Origin of the sequence: Rhodospirillum sp. A1_3_36, assembly GCF_047263945.1 — a bacterium.
In the GTDB taxonomy this organism is placed as follows: Bacteria; Pseudomonadota; Alphaproteobacteria; order Rhodospirillales; family Rhodospirillaceae; genus Rhodospirillum.
Genome location: NZ_JBLAVB010000013.1, coordinates 23,662 through 44,171, shown reverse-complemented (window position 1 = coordinate 44,171; position 20,510 = coordinate 23,662). Strand labels below are relative to the sequence as shown.

At 60.9% G+C, this 20,510-nt stretch carries 20 protein-coding genes; 17 read left to right on the top strand and 3 right to left on the bottom strand.

The annotated features are described in order from the left end of the window. Window positions 1-8 precede the first annotated feature (8 nt). The 7 genes from ACLIRY_RS20550 to ACLIRY_RS20520 all read left to right on the top strand — a co-directional run bounded on the left by ACLIRY_RS20550 (window position 9) and on the right by ACLIRY_RS20520 (window position 6,347). Window positions 9-761, top strand: a complete 753-nt coding sequence (locus ACLIRY_RS20550; protein WP_413207301.1) for an ABC transporter ATP-binding protein — start codon at window positions 9-11, stop codon at window positions 759-761. Next, window positions 758-1,771 carry a hypothetical protein gene (locus tag ACLIRY_RS20545; protein ID WP_413207300.1) on the top strand — a complete coding sequence of 338 codons (1,014 nt, stop codon included), beginning with the start codon at window positions 758-760 and terminating at the stop codon, window positions 1,769-1,771. The genes ACLIRY_RS20550 and ACLIRY_RS20545 overlap by 4 nt, the downstream gene beginning before the upstream one ends. 53 nt (window positions 1,772-1,824) lie before the next feature. Continuing rightward, window positions 1,825-2,457 (top strand): nitrous oxide reductase accessory protein NosL, encoded by a 633-nt coding sequence (locus tag ACLIRY_RS20540; RefSeq protein WP_413207299.1) that lies wholly within the window; start codon window positions 1,825-1,827, stop codon window positions 2,455-2,457. Window positions 2,458-2,543: 86 nt separating this feature from the next. Continuing rightward, complete coding sequence (locus ACLIRY_RS20535; RefSeq protein WP_413207298.1) at window positions 2,544-3,125, top strand: nitrous oxide reductase accessory protein NosL; 582 nt, start codon at window positions 2,544-2,546, stop codon at window positions 3,123-3,125. After that, window positions 3,122-3,748, top strand: a complete 627-nt coding sequence (locus ACLIRY_RS20530) for an SCO family protein (protein ID WP_413207297.1) — start codon at window positions 3,122-3,124, stop codon at window positions 3,746-3,748. Before ACLIRY_RS20535 ends, ACLIRY_RS20530 begins: the two co-directional genes overlap by 4 nt. A gap of 184 nt (window positions 3,749-3,932) precedes the next feature. Beyond that, entirely contained in the window at window positions 3,933-5,036 is a 1,104-nt protein-coding gene (locus tag ACLIRY_RS20525) for an IS4 family transposase (protein ID WP_413207296.1), read from the top strand. Between the two features lie 414 nt (window positions 5,037-5,450). Continuing rightward, a complete protein-coding gene (locus ACLIRY_RS20520; protein WP_413207295.1) occupies window positions 5,451-6,347 on the top strand; it encodes a LysR family transcriptional regulator in 897 nt (298 codons plus the stop codon). Between the two features lie 47 nt (window positions 6,348-6,394). On the opposite strand, the gene ACLIRY_RS20515 is transcribed toward ACLIRY_RS20520, so the two are convergent. Then, window positions 6,395-7,885 carry an aldehyde dehydrogenase family protein gene (locus ACLIRY_RS20515; RefSeq protein WP_413207294.1) on the bottom strand — a complete coding sequence of 497 codons (1,491 nt, stop codon included), beginning with the start codon at window positions 7,883-7,885 and terminating at the stop codon, window positions 6,395-6,397. Between the two features lie 249 nt (window positions 7,886-8,134). Here ACLIRY_RS20515 and ACLIRY_RS20510 point away from each other — a divergent pair, with 249 nt between their 5' ends. The 10 genes from ACLIRY_RS20510 (at window position 8,135) to ACLIRY_RS20465 (ending at window position 18,768) form a co-directional block, all read left to right on the top strand. Then, window positions 8,135-8,881, top strand: coding sequence for a glucose 1-dehydrogenase (locus ACLIRY_RS20510; RefSeq protein WP_413207293.1), 747 nt, complete (start codon window positions 8,135-8,137; stop codon window positions 8,879-8,881). Between the two features lie 264 nt (window positions 8,882-9,145). Next, complete coding sequence (locus ACLIRY_RS20505; RefSeq protein ID WP_413207292.1) at window positions 9,146-10,234, top strand: isocitrate/isopropylmalate dehydrogenase family protein; 1,089 nt, start codon at window positions 9,146-9,148, stop codon at window positions 10,232-10,234. Window positions 10,235-10,594: 360 nt separating this feature from the next. Then, entirely contained in the window at window positions 10,595-11,323 is a 729-nt protein-coding gene (locus ACLIRY_RS20500) for a GntR family transcriptional regulator (protein ID WP_413207291.1), read from the top strand. A gap of 96 nt (window positions 11,324-11,419) precedes the next feature. Then, window positions 11,420-12,682: an S-methyl-5-thioribose kinase gene (mtnK, locus tag ACLIRY_RS20495; RefSeq protein ID WP_413207290.1), complete on the top strand. Its 1,263-nt coding sequence runs from the start codon at window positions 11,420-11,422 to the stop codon at window positions 12,680-12,682. A gap of 30 nt (window positions 12,683-12,712) precedes the next feature. After that, window positions 12,713-14,248, top strand: coding sequence for a sugar ABC transporter ATP-binding protein (locus ACLIRY_RS20490; RefSeq protein ID WP_413207289.1), 1,536 nt, complete (start codon window positions 12,713-12,715; stop codon window positions 14,246-14,248). Continuing rightward, on the top strand, window positions 14,245-15,324 hold the full coding sequence (locus ACLIRY_RS20485; protein WP_413207288.1) for an ABC transporter permease: 1,080 nt from the start codon (window positions 14,245-14,247) through the stop codon (window positions 15,322-15,324). Before ACLIRY_RS20490 ends, ACLIRY_RS20485 begins: the two co-directional genes overlap by 4 nt. A gap of 103 nt (window positions 15,325-15,427) precedes the next feature. Continuing rightward, window positions 15,428-16,492 carry a sugar ABC transporter substrate-binding protein gene (locus tag ACLIRY_RS20480; RefSeq protein WP_413207287.1) on the top strand — a complete coding sequence of 355 codons (1,065 nt, stop codon included), beginning with the start codon at window positions 15,428-15,430 and terminating at the stop codon, window positions 16,490-16,492. Between the two features lie 126 nt (window positions 16,493-16,618). After that, window positions 16,619-17,689: an S-methyl-5-thioribose-1-phosphate isomerase gene (mtnA, locus tag ACLIRY_RS20475; protein WP_413207286.1), complete on the top strand. Its 1,071-nt coding sequence runs from the start codon at window positions 16,619-16,621 to the stop codon at window positions 17,687-17,689. Window positions 17,690-17,701: 12 nt separating this feature from the next. Next, window positions 17,702-18,133 carry an L-fucose mutarotase gene (fucU, locus tag ACLIRY_RS20470; protein ID WP_413207285.1) on the top strand — a complete coding sequence of 144 codons (432 nt, stop codon included), beginning with the start codon at window positions 17,702-17,704 and terminating at the stop codon, window positions 18,131-18,133. Further along, on the top strand, window positions 18,127-18,768 hold the full coding sequence (locus tag ACLIRY_RS20465) for an L-fuculose-phosphate aldolase (RefSeq protein ID WP_413207284.1): 642 nt from the start codon (window positions 18,127-18,129) through the stop codon (window positions 18,766-18,768). The genes fucU and ACLIRY_RS20465 overlap by 7 nt, the downstream gene beginning before the upstream one ends. A gap of 191 nt (window positions 18,769-18,959) precedes the next feature. Here ACLIRY_RS20465 and ACLIRY_RS20460 read toward each other — a convergent pair whose 3' ends face one another. Together ACLIRY_RS20460 and ACLIRY_RS20455 are read right to left on the bottom strand one after the other, a co-directional pair. Further along, entirely contained in the window at window positions 18,960-19,826 is an 867-nt protein-coding gene (locus tag ACLIRY_RS20460) for a transglutaminase family protein (RefSeq protein ID WP_413207283.1), read from the bottom strand. A gap of 141 nt (window positions 19,827-19,967) precedes the next feature. Next, a complete protein-coding gene (locus ACLIRY_RS20455) occupies window positions 19,968-20,282 on the bottom strand; it encodes a hypothetical protein (protein ID WP_413207282.1) in 315 nt (104 codons plus the stop codon). Window positions 20,283-20,510: the final 228 nt, after the last annotated feature.

Genomic DNA, 20,510 nt, shown 5'->3' with positions numbered 1-20,510 from the left:
GGGATGACATGAACAATCCGCTGCTGAGCTTCAAAGCCGTAACCAAAACCCATAACGAGGGGGAGGAAAACGCCTTCACCGCTCTCCATGGGCTTGACTTGACCCTGGAAGGACAGGGAGTGACGGTGCTGCGTGGCCCCAGTGGGTCGGGCAAGAGCACCCTGTTGTCCCTGGTTGGCTGCCTCTCCCGACCGACCAGTGGACGGATCCATATGCGGGACCCGGAGACGGCGGAGGTGCGGGACATTTCCGCTCTGCCGGAACGCTTCCTCACCCTTCTGCGGCGGCGGACCTTCGGCTTTGTCTTCCAGAGCTTCAATCTCATCCATGGGCTGAGTGCGCTCGAAAACGTCATGCTTCCGGCCTATCCCCTGGGCCTGGGGCGGCGGGAGATCATCGCCCGCGCCACCGCTTGGATGGAGCGCCTGGATGTCGGTCACAAGGCGCGAACTCCTGTCGAGTTGCTGTCCGGCGGTGAGGTTCAGCGGGTGGCCATCGCCCGGGCCATGGTCAACGACCCGCCGGTGCTCATCGCCGACGAACCCACAGCCAACCTGGACAGCGCTTTGGCCAGCCGCTTTCTGGAGATCGTCGGCCATTTCCGCGACGAGGGGCGCATGGTGCTGATGACCAGCCACGATCCCCGGGTCTGGGAATGCGCCTCCGTGGACCGGGTGGTGACGCTCCGGGATGGCCGGATCGCCGGGGACGAGCCCGGTCCCGCCGGTCTCGCCGGGTTGGGTAGAGGGGGCACGCGATGATCTTCCAACCCGCCATCCTGGCCCTGTTGCTGTCCTCATTGCTGACCACCCTGGCCCTGGGAGGAGGCGCGGTCTTTGGCGCGCGGGTGCTGCGCCATTGGGATCCCACCAACGGCGCGGCATCCCAGTTGCGGCTGGAGCGCGGAACCTATTTGAGTTCAACCCTGGTGGGCTTTGCCCTGGCAGTGCAGGGGGTTGCGCTGGTGCTGTTCGTCTATAACGCCGACCGCATGGCCTCGCAGTTCGTCGGTGCCATGTGCGCGGCGGGGACTCTGCGGGTCAATGGCTTCGGTATGCCCGCCCTGATGCTGCGGATCGGTGTCTTCTTTGCCGCCTGCCTTTGGCTGGCCCTCGATCATCTGGACAGCCAGGGCTACGACTATCCGCTGATCCGGGTGAAATATGCCCTGTTGCTCGCGGTTCTGCCCTTGGCTTTGGGGGCTGTCGGACTGGAGTTGGCCTATTTTCTGAACCTGCGGGCGGACGTGGTGACCTCCTGCTGTTCGCGTTTGTTCACCCCGGCCAATACGGGCATTGGGGGGGATCTGGCTGCCCTGGATCCCGCCTTGGCCTTGGGCCTGCTGTTCGGTGGGCTGGCCTTGCTGCTCGCCCTGGGCGCCTTCTTGGTGAAACGGGGACCCGGGCGGGGCAACTGGGTCGCCTGGACCTATACGGGAGCGAGCGCCGTCGCTTTCGTTCTGGGCATGGCCGCCGTGATCTCGGTGATCTCGCTCTATGTTTACGAAAACCCCAATCACCATTGTCCGTTTTGCCTGTTGAAGCCGGAATACGGCTTCATCGGCTACGCCCTGCACGGGCCGTTGTTCGTGGCCACGGCGACGGGGCTGGCGGTGGGACCCCTGGCCTGGGGCCGCCGCTTTCCCAGCCTGCGGTCCATTTCCCCCCGATTGTGTCGGCGCATGGCGCTGCTGTCCATGGCGGCCTGCGTCCTATTCGGCGCGGTGTCCGGTGCAATCATCCTGCGGTCGGGTCTGATGCTGTTTCCCTGAAGGGAGCGGGACCCGGGCGTGTCAGAACACCAAAGAGCAAGGAGCATACCACCATGAAACGTCGTCAATTCCTGCAAACCTCTTCCATCGCCGCCCTGGCCCTGGGGGTCGGTGTCGAAGAAGCCTCGGCTCAACAGCCGATCATGCCTTGGGAGTGGTTGGAGAAGAAGGACAGCGTTACCAACACGGACGGCACCCCCCTGCAGTTCATGCCCAAGGGCGCGCCGGATCCGGATCCCCTGACGGACGAGCTGAAAAAATATCCCATGTGCCCCTATTGCGGCATGAGCCGGACCAAATTCAGTCATACCCGTCACCTGATCCATTATGCCGATGATCTCGTGGATGGCACCTGTTCCCTGCACTGCGCCGTCCTGAGCTTGAGCCTGAACATGGATCGCGGGCCGAAGGCCATCTACGTGGGTGATGCCGGGGCCGCGGGTGAGATCAAGCCGCTGATTTCGGTGGAAGAGGCGACCTATACCATCATTCCCGGCAAGCCGGGGACCATGACCGCCCGGCGGAAATGGGCCTATGGGGATAAGGCCCAGGCGCAAGCGGCTGTGGTTGCGGATGGCGGCGAGTTGGCGGACTTCAATGGGGCCATGGCGGCGACCTATCAGGACATCGCCCAGGACACCCTGCGGATCCGCAAGAACCGGGCCGACCGGCGCGCGGGCAAATAGGACGCGCATTCATGGGATGGACGGGAGACCGGGCGGGATCGTCGCGTCCGCTCTCCCGCTCTTTTGAAGAATGGGAGAAATGAACGATGTGCGAGACCCCTGGATCCCGGTGCTCCTCCCTGTCCCGGCGCGCGCTGTCCCGCTGGATGCTGGCTGTGGGCGCGGGAGTGATCGGTTCGGCCCTGGGGGCGGGAGGCTCCGTCCGGGCGAACACCGCAGATGCGGTGAGCGCCGCCGACCTGCCCCTTCCCGGCCCCATGGAGACCTGTCCCGTGTGTGGGATGCTGGTGGCGAAATACCCCGATTGGATCGCCACGGTGGCTTTCGCCGATGGAACCGCCGCCCATTTTGATGGGGTCAAAGACATGGTGAAATACCTGCAGGACATGCCCCGATACGCCCCGAAGCGAAGCCCGGAGCAGGTGGTGGGGCTGGCGGTGACCGATTACTATGATCTGGCCCGGATCGATCCCCGAACGGCGCTTTTCGTCGTTGGATCGGACGTGCTGGGACCCATGGGGCATGAACCCGTCCCCTTGGCCAATGACGCCGACGGGCAAACCTTTCTGGCGGATCACGCGGGCAAGGCGCTTCTGCCTTTCGACGCCCTCACCCTGCCAATGATGGTGAAACTGGATGACGGCGATTTTTCGGGCCTCGGGCCATGACCAGCAAGCGCGTCCGCAAGCGGAAGTCCAAGAGGTTCCGTGTTGACTGGCCCTTGGCGCTCACCCTGGTGGTGGTGGCCGTTCTGGCCATCGGAGGCCGATGGATGGCCTCCGGGGGCGGGCGGGAGGCCGACCCGGTGGGTGGCCCCTTCGAACTGGTGGCTCAGGATGGTCAAGTGATGACCGACCAGGATTTTCTGGGGAGCTACACCCTGATTTATTTCGGCTATACCCATTGCCCGGATATCTGTCCGACCACCCTGCAAGCCGTGTCCGATGCCCTGGACAGCATGCCCGAGGCCTTGGCGCGTCGCATCCAACCGGTGATGATCTCCGTTGATCCAGAACGGGATACACCGGAAAAGATGGGCGCTTACGTGACCCTGTTCCATCCGCGGATGATCGGCCTCACCGGCGATCCTGCACATGTGGAAGAGGCTATGCAGGCCTATGGTATCCTGTCGGAGAAGGTGGACGGAACACCCAATGGCTATGACATGGACCACTCCGCCCTGTTGTTCCTCATGGGGCCGGACGGCGCTTTCCGCTCCTATTTCCTGCCGGACGTGGGGGCTGCTGAATTGGCCCAAGGGCTGACGGAGGAGGTCGTCGGGAGCGGCTAGAGTGCTCGGAGATCAAGTTGGTCCACATTAGCGGTCACAGGACACGACAGTGTCTCGTGTTTTTTTAGCCCGGGGTCTGGGGCTTTTCGGCCCCAGCCTCGCCAAAGAGGGGGGACGGGGCAAAGCCCCATAGGCGCTAGTATAGAGCTGGACAGGGGGAATCGGATTGTGATTCATATAGGAGATGAAAAGCACAACACTTTATGAAGGGTCGAGTTGGGCGGAGATATTGAGCCGTCTTTCTGCCGATATAGACCTTGATGCCACGGCTCGTGAAAGCAAAGCTTTCATCCGGCCTCGTGGGGTGCGAGATCCTGCGACGCTCTTACGTTTGGCTCTGGCCTATGCGGTCGGAGGGATGTCCTTGCGGAGGACCGTTGCCTGGGCTGAGGCTGCAGGCGTGGCGCAGATCAGCGACGTCTCGCTACTTGATCGTTTACGCAACGCAAAGGATTGGCTGGAAATCCTATGGCAGACCAAGCTGGCCCACCTTGTCGCGCCCATACCAATGCCCGGTCTCGATTTAGCCGTTCGTCTGATCGACGCAACGACGATTTCCCAGCCTGGCAGTAAGGGGACGGATTGGCGACTCCATATGGATTATCGCCCCTTAGAAGGCCGTTTTGGCGGGGCGGTCCTCAGCGATGGTCGAACATCGGAAAGTTTTCAGCACTTTACTGCGGGTCCTGGCGAACTGGTCGTCGGTGATCGGGCCTATGCCAAAGCCAGCGCTCTTAACAGCATTCGTGAAGCTGGAGGCCATTTCCTGGTTCGTCTTGGTTGGAGGTCGCTTGTTTTATTCGATGAACAGGGTGAAAATTTTCCCCTCCTGGAGCACCTCGCGACGCTCCCGCGTGATGCGATCTCCACCTTCACCGTCTGTGTTGGAAGCGATGCAAGAGCGCGCCGCCCCCTTTTTACGGGCCGGTTGATTCTGGTGCCTTTGCCTGAAGATGCGAAACAGCGAGCCAGAAAGAAAGCATGCAGAAAAGCCAGTCGACAATGCCGGACTATGTCACCATTAGGAGAAGTTTCAGCAGGGTGGATGATGCTTCTCACCTCTCTCGATAAAGACGTGGCAACACCTGAACAAATAGCTTCTCTCTATCGGTTACGCTGGCAAATCGAACTGGCATTCAAGCGATTGAAGAGCCTCTTAGACATAGATGAATTGCCAGCCAAGGATCCGGATTTAGCGCGTTCCTGGTTATCGGCGAAGCTAATTACCGCTCTTTTGATTGATACCGACACCTGCAACGTGTCGGAAACTTTCCCCTCAGCACAGTAGAAGTCCAACTCTTTGGCAACTCTTCGCTTTGGTGCGGCAGCGTATTGTCGCGGCAATCATATCCCTCCGGCCCTCACAGCACCAGGAACCACCCAACATCAATCGTAATACCAAGCGGCGCGGGTTGAAACCCAGGCCGCTTTTCTTGCGTTCAAACGCCAGGCGGGCTTTTACGCGCCATAAGGCGCGGCGGCCACTTGGCCGCTTCCAAGGTGCGGTGAGTCAAACTCACCGCACCTTGGTATAACTTCATATTTTCATTGATGTTCTCTGAAATCTGTCGATGGTCCCGTGACTTTTCCGGGTTTGTGACCCTTTCGTTTCCCGGAGCCGGTGCAATGAGCTTGCGTCGGCCGCATCAAGGGCCTTTTATCCCACCGTAAAAAAAGAGAAGACCATCGGGAGCGAGGGCCAGTGACCGGCATCAATCTGAAGCTATTGCATACCTTTCTGCTGGCCGCCGAGCATGGAAGCTTCCGTCGCGCGGCAGAGGAGAGCAACCGGTCTCCGTCGGCGGTGAGCATGCAGATCCGGGATCTGGAGGAGCAGGTGGGAATCCGCCTGTTTGTCCGGTCGCCGCAACGGGCCAATCTCACGCCGGAAGGCCGGATCCTGTTTGAACAGGTGCGGAAGGCCATGGATGACGTGGAGACCGGTCTGCGCCGCCTGACCGAGGTGGCCGCCCAACGGCGGGGGCATGTGAAAATCGCCTGTGCTCCGACCCTGGCTGCAACCCGGTTGGCCCATATTCTGGCGACCTTCAAGCTCCGTTATCCGCGCAGTGTGGTGGAGGTGACGGAAACACCGCCCACCGGGGCATTGGACCTGCTCTTGGATCAGAAAGTGGAGCTCTATATCGGTCCCGAAGTCCCCAATATGACCGAGTTCGAATTCGAGCCCCTGCGGGCGGACCGACTGGTGGCCTGCGTGCCGCCGGAATATGACGATGGGGCCAAAGAGCGTTGCCTGGCGTCCTTTGTCGGGGCACCGGTGATCCTTTTGGAAAAGACAACGGCAATCCGGGCCTTGATCAACAAAATTTTGGGAGAGAAGGGGATTGCCCTCGACCTGCAATACGAGGTGCGCAATGCCCACAGTGCGCTCACCTTCGCCGCTGCGGGGCTCGGAGTGTCCATTGTCCCCTCCATCGCCGTGCCCCTGCACGAGGGGACAGGCTATCGGGTCGTGCCTATTTCGGACGCCGGTGCAGAGCGGGCGGTGGGGATCATCACCGCCCGTGGCTATGTGCGCCATGCCTATTCCGAACAGTTGATGGAGCTGATTCGCACCGATTTGCGCGGAGTGGCGTGAGGTCAGGCGGATCGTTACTCCACCCGACTTCACGCCGGAAAAGCGATCTATTCGGTCTGGATCCAGATGGCCTTGGTGTCCAGGTATTCCTCCAGGTGTTCGGCACCACCCTCGCGGCCATAGCCCGACATTTTGACGCCGCCGAAGGGAACTGCGGGGTCGATGGCATGGTACATGTTGACCCAGACGGACCCGGCCTTGATCCGACGCGATAGTTTGTGAGCCGTGCCCAAGTGGGTGGTGAAGATGCCCGCCGCGAGGCCATAGGGGGTGGCGTTGGCCCGGCCCACCACTTCTTCCAGGGTATCGAAGGGTAGGGCGGAGATGACGGGGCCGAAGATTTCCTCCCGGGCGATGCGCATCTCGTCGGTTACGCCACCAAAGACGGTGGGGGCGAAGAAATGGCCCCCCTCAAGCCCCGACGGGGAGAGGCGGTCTCCTCCGGCAAGCAGGGTTGCGCCTTCCGCCTGCCCGGCTTCCATGAAGCGTCCCACCCGTTCGGCCTGTCGGGCCGAAATGATGGGGCCGAGTTCCGTTTCGGCTGCCGTGCCGTCACCCACGCGCAGGGCCTTGGCGAAGTCTGCCACCCGCTCGACGAAGGCGTCATGGATCTTGCGCGCCACGAACAGGCGGGATCCGGCGATGCAGATCTGACCCGAGTTGGCGAAAACGGCCATGGCTGCCACTGGGACGGCTTTTTCGATATCGGCGTCTTCGCAGACGATCAGGGGAGACTTTCCGCCCAGTTCCAGGGAGACCCGCTTCAGGTTGCCCGTGGCGGCCCGGGCGATGGCCTGTCCGGTGGCGGTGGAGCCCGTGAAGACGATCTTGTCCACGCCGGGATGCTCGGCCAGGGCGGCCCCGGCTTCGGCCCCCAGGCCGGTGACGATGTTCAATACGCCGTCAGGCAATCCGGCCTCGGCCATCAACTGGGCGATCTTCAAGACGGTGAGGGAGGCTTCTTCGGAGGGCTTGAGGATCACCGTGCAGCCGGTGGCCAGGGCTGGGCCGATCTTCCAGACGGATCCGGCGATGGGGGCGTTCCAGGGAATGATGGCGCCGACCACACCCACCGGCTCCTTGACCGTTTGGGACAGGATCTCACCGGGGAAGGAATTGGGGATGGTGGCCCCATGGATGGCCGTGGCCATGCCCGCATAAAAGCGCAACATGCCGATGACCCGGCGGCTGTTGGCCAGGGTCCGGCTGATCGGCATGCCCATGTCCAGGGTGTCGGACAGGCAGAGGTCTTCCCAGTTTTTCTCAAACAGGTCAGCGATGCGCAGCAGTAGGGCTTGGCGTTCGAAGGGTGTGAAACGGGACCAGGGACCTTCGAACGCGCGGCGGGCGGCCCCCGCGGCGATGTCGATATCGGCGGCATCGCCCCGGGGGACGGTGGCGAGCAGGGCGCCGGTCGCGGGGTTGTGGGCCTCGATCACAGCGCCTGAACGGGCCGGGACCCAATGCCCACCGATGAACATGGGGCGGAAGTCGCCTGTGTAGAGCGCCGCAGCGCGGGTTTTATAATCCACGGTCATGATCTTGGTCCGATGCCAAATGATGCCGGGTGGATCCGGCCCGGCTGTTTCCTCGCCGGTTGTTTCCTGAACGCTCTCGTCGCCTGGACAGGGCTGGGAGTCCCGTACAGGGTGGCCGATAATGGGCGGTGTCGGGAAGGGGCTCAACCCAGGAAAGCTGAAGCGGCGTTCAGAAAAAAGCGACTGGTTTCGACGGGCACTTTCCCGGATGGTTTTGCCACAATGACATTAAAATCTTGGAGAGACGTCATGAGATTGGAAGGCAAGGTCGCCATTGTGACGGGCGGCGGGTCCGGTTTTGGCGAGGGCATCGTCCGCAAGTTCGTCGCCGAAGGGGCCAAGGTGATCCTCCTTGATCGCGACGAGGCCAACGGGAAACGCGTCGCCGGGGACCTGGGCGCGGCTTGCCTGCCCCTGGTCGCCGATGTCGCCCAGTTGTCCGGCATGGAAGCGGCGCGGGATCTGGCGCAGTCGACCTTTGGTGGTTTGCATATCCTGGTGAACAATGCGGGCGTGGGTCACCTGCCAGCGCCGATGGAAACCATCGACGATGCGGCCTTTGACCGCATCGCCAGTGTCAATATGCGCTCCATTTACAACGGTGCCCGCGCCCTGGTTCCTCTGTTCAAGGAGCAGAAGGCAGGGGTTTTTCTGAATGTGGCTTCCACCGGAGGGGTCTCCCCCCGGCCCAACCTGACTTGGTACAATGCGTCGAAGGGCTGGGTCATCACCGCTACCCGGGGCATGGCCGTGGAGCTGGCGCCCTTTGGCATTCGGGTCAACGCGATCAATCCGGTCGCCGGGGATACGCCGTTGCTCGCAACCTTCATGGGCGAGGATACGCCCGAGGTGCGTGCCAAATTCCTCTCCACCATCCCCTTGGGCCGCTTCTCCACCCCCGCAGACATGGGCAACGCCGCCGCGTTCCTCTGTTCCGAAGAGGCCAGCATGATCACCGGCGTGGCCATGGAAGTCGACGGCGGCCGGTGTATCTGATTGAGCGAGTCTTGCCTGATTTGTGAAGCCACAGCACCCGACACTGTTTCGTATTCGTTGGGCGATTGCCCAAGCCCATTTGGGGGCAAATGCCCCCAAACCCCCATTTTTTTTAGCCCAGGGTCTGGGGCCTTTCGGCCTCAGCCTCGCCAAAGAAGGGGGGACGGGGCAAAGCCCCGTGACGGGAAAGCACGCCCTGTGGTGTCCCGTGATCCGAGGGCCAGTTTTGCGCAAAATGCTCTAATCGAGAAAGGACCTGCGCCCATGAAGGACGCCTATACCATCGCCGTTGTCGAGGGGGACGGCATCGGGCCGGAGGTTGCCCAATCGGCGGTCGCGGTGCTTGAGGCTGCGCTGGGGGCGGACACACCCTTGCGTTTTAGCCATCATCCGGCGGGAGCCGAATTGTTCCGGGAAACCGGGGAGAGCTTCCCCGAGGCGACTTTTGCCGCTTGCCGGGATGCCGATGCGGTGCTGCATGGGGCCGCCGGGATCCCCGGGGTGAACCATCCGGACGGCACAGAGGCCGGGTTGGACTTCACCCTGCGTCTGCGGTTCGAGCTTGATCTGTTCGCCAATATCCGCCCGATCCGGCTGTTCAAGGGCGTGGCCTCTCCTCTCGCCAATGTGAAGCCCGGTGGGATCGACTACATCATTCTGCGCGAGAACAGCGAGGGGCTCTACGCCGCCCGGGGGGCGGGGTCTCGTCTGCGGGGCGAGGTGGCCGTGGATACCCTGGTGCAAACCCGGGTGGGGATCGAGCGGATCGTGCACCAGGCCTTCGCCCTGGCCCGTGCCAGCGCGGGCGCGCCAGAGGATGGAGTCCGCCGGGTGACCTGTTGCGACAAGGCCAACGTGCTGCGGAGCTATGCCTTCTTCCGTCAGGTTTTCGACGAGGTGGCCGCAAACTATCCGGATATCGAAGCCGAACATGTCTTGATTGACGCAATGACCATGCACCTCGTGCTGCGTCCCGGCCACTACAACGTGATCGTTACCGAAAACATGTTCGGCGATATCATCTCGGATCTGGGGGCGGCGACCATTGGCGGGATGGGGATGGCGCCCTCCGCCGAGGTCGGCTTGACCCGGGGGCTGTTCCAGGCGGCCCATGGCTCGGCCCCGGATATAGCGGGCAAGGGCATGGCCAACCCCTATGGAACCATTCTCTCTGCGGCCTCCATGCTTGATTGGCTGGGGGGACGCCATGACGACGCGCGGTTGACCTCTGCTGCGACTCGGGTTCGGAATGCCGTGGATGGTGCGATTGCCCTTGGTGTGCTGACGCGGGACTTGGGAGGAGACCGGGGCACTGTCACGGCAACGGAAACCGTGCGGCGTCTGGTGGCCTGAGCGCTCAGCAGGAGAGACAGAGAGGACGATGGTCCCCGCCGAAAACCCGCCAAGTATCGGTTTGGCGGGTTTTTTCGCTTGATGTTCTAAGGTCAGACAAATATTCCGAGATGGTTCGATTCGTGCGCTTTTTAATCGCTTTCTTCGATGGAATTTTGCAATTTTCCCCTCTGAGCAACCCCCGGAGGGCGGACCTGATTTCACATTGACAAGAGAGAGGTGAAAGATCACTTTATTCATCAGACAACAGATGTATTGCGCCGAACGAGGCAAAAATGCCCAGAAAATAGGCGGCGTACACTGATATTTTTCCGGATGTCCAAAAAAACATCGGATGAATATCGGGAGGGAGGCCAAGGCATGCTTTTGAAGGTGGACAAGCCCTTACCAGTTCGTATTCAGGAAGCCGTTCGTCAGCTGATTCGGGACGAAGGGCTGCAGCCCGGGGATCAGCTCCCCACGGAAAACGACCTGATCCAGCGCCTTGGCGTCGGGCGGTCTTCCCTGCGCGAGGCTTTGGCCAATCTGACGTCCGAGGGAATCCTCCGGAAAGTTCAGGGGCGGGGAACCTTCGTCCGTCACCTTCCCATTGTCATGAAACATGGACTGCAGGACCTGCAGTCGGTCACCGAACATATCCAGGCGGTGGGGGCGGAGCCGTCCACCAGTCGCATGCTTGTGAAGACCTTTCCTGCGGGCGCCAGTCTCGCGGAGAAGCTTCAGGTGGGCGAAGAGGAAGAATGTGTTTGGGTCGAGCGCGTGCGCCGGGCCGATGACGCCCTTGCCGCCTACTGCGTCGATATTTTTCCCCGCGCCATCTTGGGCGATATCCTGGAAACCCGAGATCTGGGGGACTCCCTGTTCGGGATGCTCCATGAGGTCGGGCGCGAGGTCTCCTATACGGAAAGCACCCTGACTCCCGCCATTCTCACCCGTCGGGACCTGCCGGAAATGGCAGAACAGGTGGGGCTTTTCATGCTGTTCGAGGAGATTTTTTACGACGTGAATGGAGTTCCTGTCTGCTACTCCAACGACTACTACAGTTCGGAGATCTTTGATTTCCGAATCAGCCGAAAACGACGCTTCTAAGATAAAGAACGTGGATACTTCACAGTCTTCCCGGGCGGCTCATCGTGAAAGCCGTTCGATCCCGGATGTCTGTGGAGAAAAAAAGAGGTGAATGGGATGGAATACGTACAACTGACCGTCGACAATATTGCAAAGTATTTGTCTGAACAGGCGGAAATGGCCGAGATCTTCTCCAGCTTCGATGGGCTCGACGTCAGCGAAATCGGTGATGGGAACTTGAACTATGTGTATCGGGTGACCAACCGATCCAATCCGGAAGAAACGGTCATTGTGAAACAAGCTGTCCCGTTCCTGCGGTGCGTGGGCGAGGATTGGCCCCTGTCCAGGGAGCGCATGACCTTCGAGACCATGGCGCTGCGTCGCCAAAAGGAGCTCTGCCCCCACAACGTGCCGACCATCTACCACTCCTGTTCGGAGATGTCCTTGGTGGTCATGCAAAACTTGAAGGATCACGCGATCCTGCGGGGGGAGTTGATTAAGGGCAAGGTCTTCCCGCATCTCGCCGAGCATGCCTCCACGTTTCTGGCCGATACGCTATTTTTCTCCTCGGACTTCCACTTGGATCACCGCACCAAGAAGGAGCAGGTGGCAAAGTTCATCAACATCGATCTGTGCAAGATCACCGAGGATTTCGTCTTCACCCATCCCTTCGAGGACAATGAAACCAACGACTACAATCCGGAGCTGCCCCAGGTCGCCATCGACTTGATCCAGAGGGATCCGGCAGTGCGTGCGGCGGTGGCGGAGATGAAGCGGAAATTCATGTGTGACGCGGAGGCGTTGCTGCATGGGGATCTGCACACCGGGTCGCTGATGGTCAGCGAGACGGAAACCTATGTCATCGACCCGGAATTCGCCTTTTATGGCCCCATGGGCTTCGATCTTGGCGCTTTCCTGGCCAATCTGATCCTGGCCTATTTCTCCCAGGACTATTGGCAAAGGGCCAAGGGAGAGGATCCCGCCCCCTACCGCGCTTGGCTGTTGGAGACCATCGAGCAGGTTTGGACGGGATTTGATGCGAAATTCCAGCGGAACTGGGTGGAGCATTGCGCCAAGGATCCGGCCAATTCCTGGGGATTCCCAGGTAATCCGGAGGCCTTCGCGGCATTCCGGGCGCAGACGATGTCCCGCCTGCTGTCCGACACCATCGGCTTTGCCGCCTGCAAGATGATGCGACGCATTGTCGGTTTGGCCAAGGTTGCCGAGATCAAGGATATTTCAGACCTGAAGGAACGGGCCAAGGCAGAGGTCTGCGCCTTGACCATGGGCAGCCGCATGGTGGTCAACCGGGCGAGCTTCACCGGGATCACGGACCTGACGGAGCTGGCGAAAGAAATTTCCCCGGTTGCTGGCGGCTAGTCCCCTTTTCCGTATCGCTGGAGACGTAACATGGACAGCAAACCGCTGGTCTCGGTTCGCGGCGTGGGGAAGAGTTTCGGCCCCACCCGTGCCCTACACGACGTGTCGTTTGATTTCCATCCGGGCGAGATCTTCGCCATGGTGGGCGCGAATGGCGCGGGAAAATCGACCCTGATCAAGATCATCTGTGGCTATTACGCCCCGGATCAGGGCGAGATTTTCATTGATGGCGAACCGGCCCGGTTCTCGACACCGCAGGAGGCCTACCAAAAGGGCATCCAGACGGTCCATCAGATCATCAATCAGGGCGTGGTCCAGAACATGACCGTGGCCGAAAACCTAGCCCTGGCCGACCTTCTGGCAGCTGACGGCGGGTTCTTCCACCGGCCCAAGGCCGTGAAAAGGCGTGCTGCGGAGATCGCGGCGAAGATGGATTTGGGTTATCTGGATCTCGACGCGCCCGTGGAAGAGCTGGCCCAAAGCGACCGGCAGATGATCGCCATCGCCCGGGCTCTGGCGTCCAATCCGAAGCTTTTGATCCTCGATGAGCCCACCTCCTCCCTCTCGGACAAGGAGGCTGAACGGCTGTTCACCACCCTGTTCAAGCTTCGGGACATGGGGGTGTCGATTCTTTACGTCTCCCACCGCTTGCACGAAATCGAGCGGATCGCCGATCGGGTCGGAGTCATCCGGGACGGGGTGCGCGGGGGGATCCTGGCCAAGCCCTTCAAGGTGAAGGAAATCGTCACCGCCATGGTCGGCGAGTTGGAAGGGCGGGCCGCCGGGCGGAAAACCACCGCCGTGGCCCGGTCGACGCCCCGCCTGGAATTGGTCGATCTGGAGGTCGAACCCGGCTCGCCCCCTCTGAACCTGTCCGTTTATCCCGGGGAGATCCTGGGGATCACCGGGCTCATCGGGGCGGGCAAGTCGGAACTGGCCAAGGTGCTGTTCGGCGTCAATCGGGCCCATGCGGGTGAGGTGCGGGTCAATGGGGTACCTGTGGTCCATGGATCCGTGCGCGATGCGATCAAGGCGGGCATCTTCATGGTGCCCGAGGACCGGAGCAACACGGCGGTCATTCCCGATTTCTCCATCCGCAAGAACATCACTCTCCCCTTTCTGGATCGATTTTCCTCCCTGGGGGGGCTCCTCGACCACGGTGGCGAGCGCCGGGAGGCAGAGCGGATGGTCCGGGCCATGGGGGTGAAATGCCATTCGGAAAGCTCGGATATTGCCGAGCTGTCCGGCGGCAACCAGCAGAAAGTCATTGTCGCACGCTGGCTCTCCCAGGACTTCAACGTTTTGATCCTCGACGAGCCCTATCAGGGCGTGGATATCAAATCCCGCCACGACATCAACCGGTACCTGACCGAAAACCGGGGGGAGCGGTCGATCATCGTCATGGCCGCCGACCTGGATGAAGTGTTGGAGGTCGCCGACCGCGTGGTGGTCTTCAACAACGGTGCCATCGCAGGCGAACAGCCCTATGAGTCGCTGGACCGCGCACGCCTGTTACATTGGACAACCCAGTCCCCGGAAGATTTACGAGTAGAGAGGTCGTCATGAATAGCGATATCACCCCGGGGAACACCCAAACGGCCCCCGCGTCCCATCCGTCTCCCCTGTCCGGGGCGCCCGTGGGGCCTGAACCGGCCTCCAAGAAGGGAACGCTCACCAGCTTTTCCATCAAATACGGTTTCCTGATCGTGATGGCCGCGTCCTTCATCGGGTTCGGCCTGGTCCAGCCGGCCTTCTGGAATTCCGACAACCTGTTCTCGATCCTGTTGGGCGTGACGGTCTACGCCATTCTGGCTCTCGGGGTCACCTTCACACTGGTCATCGATGGCCTGGACCTGTCGGTGGGGTCGACTGCAGCCATGTCGGTTATGGTCGCGTCCTACGTCATGGTGGTCATGGAGGGCAGCGGCCTGGAAGCCATCGTCGTCTGCTTGATCATCGGCGCCCTGATCGGGCTCGTGAACGGTGTGCTCATCGTATACCTGAAAATCCCCGACCTGTTGGCCACCCTTGGCATGATGTTTCTGGTCATGGGGTTGCAACTCATCCCCTCGGGCGGACGGTCCATCGGCACCGGCATGATGCTGGACAATGGGGACGAGGCCATGGGCCAGTTCAGCGATAGCTTCCTGTTCCTGGGGCAAGGGCGGGTGTTCGATGTGATCCCCACACCGGTCATTTTCATGCTGATTCTGGCTGTGGTGGTTTACGTCATCCTCGACCATACCCGCTGGGGCCGGGTGTTCTACGCCATCGGCGGCAATGCCGAGGCGGCCCGTTTGGTCGGCGCGGCGGTCGATCGCTATCGCATGATGGCTTATGTGCTCTCGGGCACCATTGCCTCCTTTGGCGGTATCCTGCTGGCCGCCCGTGTCGGTCGGGGGGACGTGTCCTCCGGCGGCGGCCTGTTGCTGGATGCGGTCGGGGCCGCGTTGATCGGCTATGCGGTCCTGGGTGTCCGGCGGCCCAACCCCTTCGGCACCATCGTTGGCGCGATTTTCGTGGGCCTGTTGCTCAACGGACTGACGATGTTGAACCTTCCCTATTACACCCAGGACTTCATCAAAGGCCTGGTCCTCGTCGCCGCTTTGGCCTTCACGTTCGGCCTGGCGAAAAGGAGGTAAAGCGCTGTCCTGGCGGGGCTCCCCCGCTTCGACCAAGGGACTCCCCGGTCAAGGGGAGCATTTGCCGCCATTGCGTAAGAAGACTACTCAGAGGAGGAAATATATGTTCGCGAAATCACTGATGGGCGCCGTCGCCTTCGCCTGCGCTGGCATGATGGCTTCGGCCACGCCGACGCTGGCCGAAGGGTTGGACGGTGCACCACCTCCCTTCGATGGGACGAAGGAAGTGCATGTGGCCCTGATCCGCCAGATGGTGGAAGGGGAGTTCATGCAGATGTACCGTGCCGGTGCCCAGAAGCAGGCCGACCTGATGGGCATGAAGCTCACCATCTTTGGCAAGAACATGGACAATCAGGCCGAGGCGAACTTCGTCTATCAGGCCATCAACATGGGTGTGGACGGGATCATCATCGATCACGGCCTGACCGAGACCATGAAGAAGCCGGCCGAAGACGCCATCAAGGCGGGAATTCCCGTGGTGGCCTTTGACGTCAATCTTGAAAATCCGGATATCAACCAGATCGCCCAGGACGACCACGCCCTTGGCCGCATGTCCCTTGAGGCCATGATCAAGGATTTCGATGGCAAGGCCAATGTCGGCTACGTCTATGTGGCCGGTATCCTGCCCCTGGACAAGCGCGATGCCGCCTTCACCAAGGTGAAAGCCGAAGAGCCGGGCATCAAGGAAGTGGCCCGTACGGGAACACTGGATTCTCCCTTCTCGGTCAAGAATGCCGATCAGGTGAAGGCGACTTTGCGTGCCAAGCCGGAGATCAATGCCTATTTCGCGCCCTATGACGAATTCGCCAAGGGCGTGATCCTGGCCCTGGAAGAGACGCGCAAGACCGATCAGGTGAAGGTCTATTCCGCCGATATCTCCACCCAGGACATCCAGTTGATGGTCAAGGAGGGCAGCCCCTGGATGGCCACGGCGGCCACCAATCCAGCCGCCATCGGCGCGGTTTCCGTGCGCGCGATCGCCAAGAAGATCGCGGGCGAGCAGTTGGACCACGATATCCTTATTCCGCCGATCCTGTTCACGCGCGATGCCCTGGTGGCGAAGGACGTGAAGAATATGAAGCAACTGCGCGCCGCTTTTCCAGAGTTTAACCACGTGAATCAGGCGCTGGCGCCCTGGATTCCCGTGGATACGAAGGGGCTTTTCTAACCCTCTCCCAAGCCTCTTCTTGCGGGATCCCGGTCCGCTCATTCACCGGGATCCCGCCTTTTTCCACTGGATTTTCCCAGATCCGAACCCCGAATGAGCCCCATTGGGTCCGGAAGGAGATACGACATGTTGGACACGAGCAAATTGAAGGCGGACTCCCTGGTACGGGCTGTCCGGTGGGAAAACCGCGAGCTCTTCCTGCTCGATCAGACCCGCCTACCCGGCGAGGTTATCGAGGAGCGGCAAGAGACGGTCCAGCAGGTTTGGGAGTCGATCAAGGCCCTGAAGGTCCGTGGCGCTCCGGCCATCGGCATCGCCGGAGCCTACGGTCTGCTGGTGGCTCTGCGTGAGAAGCTGGACCTGTCCCAGGGTGATTTCATGGAGGAGGTTCGGGCGCAGGCGGCCTATCTGGACAGCTCCCGACCGACGGCGGTCAATCTGGGCTGGGCCCTGCGCCGGCTGGTCAAGAAGGCCGAGGAAGCAGATGACAAGTCCCCTCGGGCCCTGTTCGAGGTCCTGGTTGCGGAAGCCGAGGCGATCCATCAGGAAGACCGGATGCTCTGCCGGGGTATGGGGGTCCATGGCGCGCCGCTGATCAAGGAGGGCATGGGTGTCCTCACCCATTGCAATGCCGGAGCCTTGGCCACTTCCGAACTGGGGACGGCGCTGGCGCCCATGTATGTGGCCCAAAGCCAAGGAATCAATTTCCGGGTCTATGCCGATGAAACCCGCCCCTTGCTCCAGGGCGCGCGCCTGACCAGTTGGGAGCTTCAGCAATCGGGCATTGATGTCACCCTGATCACCGACAACATGGCTGCCCATATCATGTCCCAGGGGCTGGTGGATCTGGTCATCGTCGGGACGGATCGGGTGGCGGCCAATGGCGATGTGGCCAACAAGATCGGGACCATGGGTGTGGCCATCTTGGCCAACTATTTCGGGATTCCCTTCTATGTGGCTTGCCCATCTTCCACCATCGACTTCGACACCGCCCATGGCAAGGACATCCCCATCGAGGAGCGGGATGGGGACGAAGTGTGTGAATTTGGCGCAAGGCGCACCGCGCCTCCGGGCATGAAAACCCGCAATCCCGCCTTCGACGTGACCCCCAATGCTTTGGTGGCCGGGTTGATCACGGAAAAGGGCATTATCCGGGCTCCCTATGTGGAGACTCTGGCCAAAACGTTTCAGGGCTAAGGGGAGGGGATGATGCTGAAAGGGATTTCTCCCCTCATCGGACCCGACCTTCTGCGGACCCTGTCGGCCATGGGCCATGGTGACGAGATCCTGATCGCCGACGCCCATTTCCCCGGTGAAAGCAATGCCCGTTTGTTCCACCGGGCCGATGGGGTGATGGTGGCCGACCTTCTCGACGCCATCCTGCCGCTGTTCGAGCTGGATGCCTATGTGGACGCGCCTGTGACCATGATCCACCCGGTTGAGGGCGACAGTATGGATCCCGCAGTTCTGACAGCGTTTCGTGCGGCCATCGACCGCCATGCGCCGGGTACGCCGGAGATCGCCTTCATCCCCCGGTTTGATTTCTACGACCGGGCCCGGGCCTGTTTTGCGATCACCCAGACCAGCGATGTCTCTAAGTATGGCTGCGTGATCTTGAAGAAAGGAGTTACGCCATGTTGATGGCGGCGGACCGGGACAGCATTGTTCAGTATGGCCGGAAGATGGTCCAGGTGGGACTCACCTCCGGCACGGGGGGCAATATCAGTGTCATCGACCGGGCGGCGGGGCATATCGCCATCAGCCCCTCGGGCCTCGATTACTTCGAAACCGAGGCTGAGGATATTGTGGTTACGGACCTGGATGGCGTTGTCGTTGAGGGAAAACGCAAGCCGTCGAGCGAGCTGCAGTTTCACCGGGCGGTCTATCGCGCCCGTCCCGACGCGGTGGCCGTGGTCCATACCCATTCGGTCTATGCCACGACCGTGGCCTGTCTGGGTGAGGAATTGCCTGCGGTTCACTACATGATCGGGTATTCGGGCGACAAGGTGCCCCTGGCGCCCTATTCCACCTTCGGGACCGATGCCCTCGCCAGCGCGGTGGAAGAGGGGATCCGGGACTACAATGCCCTGCTATTGGCCAACCATGGGGTGATCGCCATGGGCAATAACCTGCCCACGGCCTTCGCCGCAGCCGAAGCGGTGGAATTCGTGGCGAGGATCTGGCTCCAAGCCCGGTCGGTGGGGACGCCGGTGATTCTCTCGCAAGCGGAAATGGCCGTGGTGGTCGACAAGTTCGCGAGTTATGGCCAGAAATAGCGTCGGCGTTGGAGCAGAGCGAAAGGAGAGTGGCTTGGGTCAAGCGGATCCCGTTTCGCTTTTTGGGCGAGTGCCCAGACCCCTTTGGGGGCAAATGCCCCCAAACCCCCCTTTTTTTTATGGCCTGGGGTCTGGGGCCTTTCGGCCCCAGTCTCGCCAAAGAGGAGGGGGACGGGGCATTGGATTGTCTTTTACAGTTGAGTGATCGAAACCTCGACTCTCATATCCGTTGGCGTTTCACCCGTTGCGAAAAAACCTCCAGCCACGGGGACGAGTTGCAGGATGTGGCGCCCGACGGCTACCGGGATGAGGTTGGCTCCGCCCACAGCTTGATTCGTCGGATCGAAAACAATCCATCCGGCCCCTGGAAGGTAGACCTCCGCCCATGCGTGGGTGGACCCACTGCCCTGGGTTCCGAGCCGCGTATTCTCAAAGTCGTGGCTATAGCCCGAGACAAGTCGGGCGCCGAAGCCAAGGAGGCGCACCGCTTCGACGAACAGAACCGCGAAGTCCCGGCAAGATCCCCACCCCCGATCGAGGGAGTCCAAGGGGGATTGGGTGCCCTCTGCCTCCCGACTTTGGTAGGAGAGGGTCGATGAAATACCCGCGTTGATATCCTTGAGAAGGGACAATGTGTCGGTGGTTTCGCCGCGAACGAACCCCCGGACCCAATCCCGCAATCGGTGGGTCGGGTCGTCATAGCCTGGCCGGGTGAGGGCTCCCAGGTCGATCCAGGACTCGTCGTCGTAGCGGAAGGGATAGGAAATGGCCGAAGCCGCGATATCAAAAACCGGCCAAGGTGCGGCGTTGAGCTCCAATGTCACCCTGCTTTCGATGACAAGGTGGTCCGCCAGTCTGTCAAAGGTTGCCGTCGCAATCAGGTTACCCCAGACATCTTGGGTCCAGCGAATCTGTGCCGGAGGGTCCAAGGTCATCTCCATATCCAACAGGCCGACATCGTGGGATTCCCGGGGGCGAAGCATGAGCCGGTGGGGATGAAATCCAACGGGTTGTCCGTACCGATAGCTGGTTCTGTGGCGAATCCGGAGCGTTGTCATGGGCGTTATGTCTCTCCCTTATACCAAGCGGCGCGGGTTGAAACCCACGCCGCTTTTCTTGCGTTCAAACGCCACGCGGGCTTTTACGCGCCATAAGGCGCGGCGGCCACTTGGCCGCTTCCAAGGTGCGGTGAGTCAAACTCACCGCACCTTGGTATTATCCCTTTCGATCAGCCGGGCGAGATCGCCAAGGGCTCCGTTGATGAGCTTCGTCCGGCGGGCATCCTGGCCTTCGGCGGTTTTGGCATATTGGCGGATGAGGTATTCCGCCTTCAGGGCGGCTTCCGTCCAGGTCTCCGCCCGGTCGGCCATGAGCTGCTGTTCGAGCTCTTCCTGCCGAAGGCGGAGCGCCTCCTGATCTGCTTCGAAGGCTTTCAAGGTGTGGCGCCGGATATCCGTCGCGATTTGCCCTGCGGGGTCGCGGCGTCCGTCAAGGTTTACGGGGTCGTCGGTCACAAGAAATGCTCCTTTTCCATCTGACGGTGGAGATGATGCCTCACTTGGGTTCAAGCGCTCGATGCTCTAACTATATGATCTAAAGGTGCCCTGAGCGGTCCATTCCTGGACGGTCTGAGTAAATACTCCGGCTGGATTAGACATTAAGTTTCAAAATTAAAATTAAGGCGTATTCTCGCTTATATGTGATTTTAATGATCGTTTTTCAAGGACTTATGTTCGAGTGAG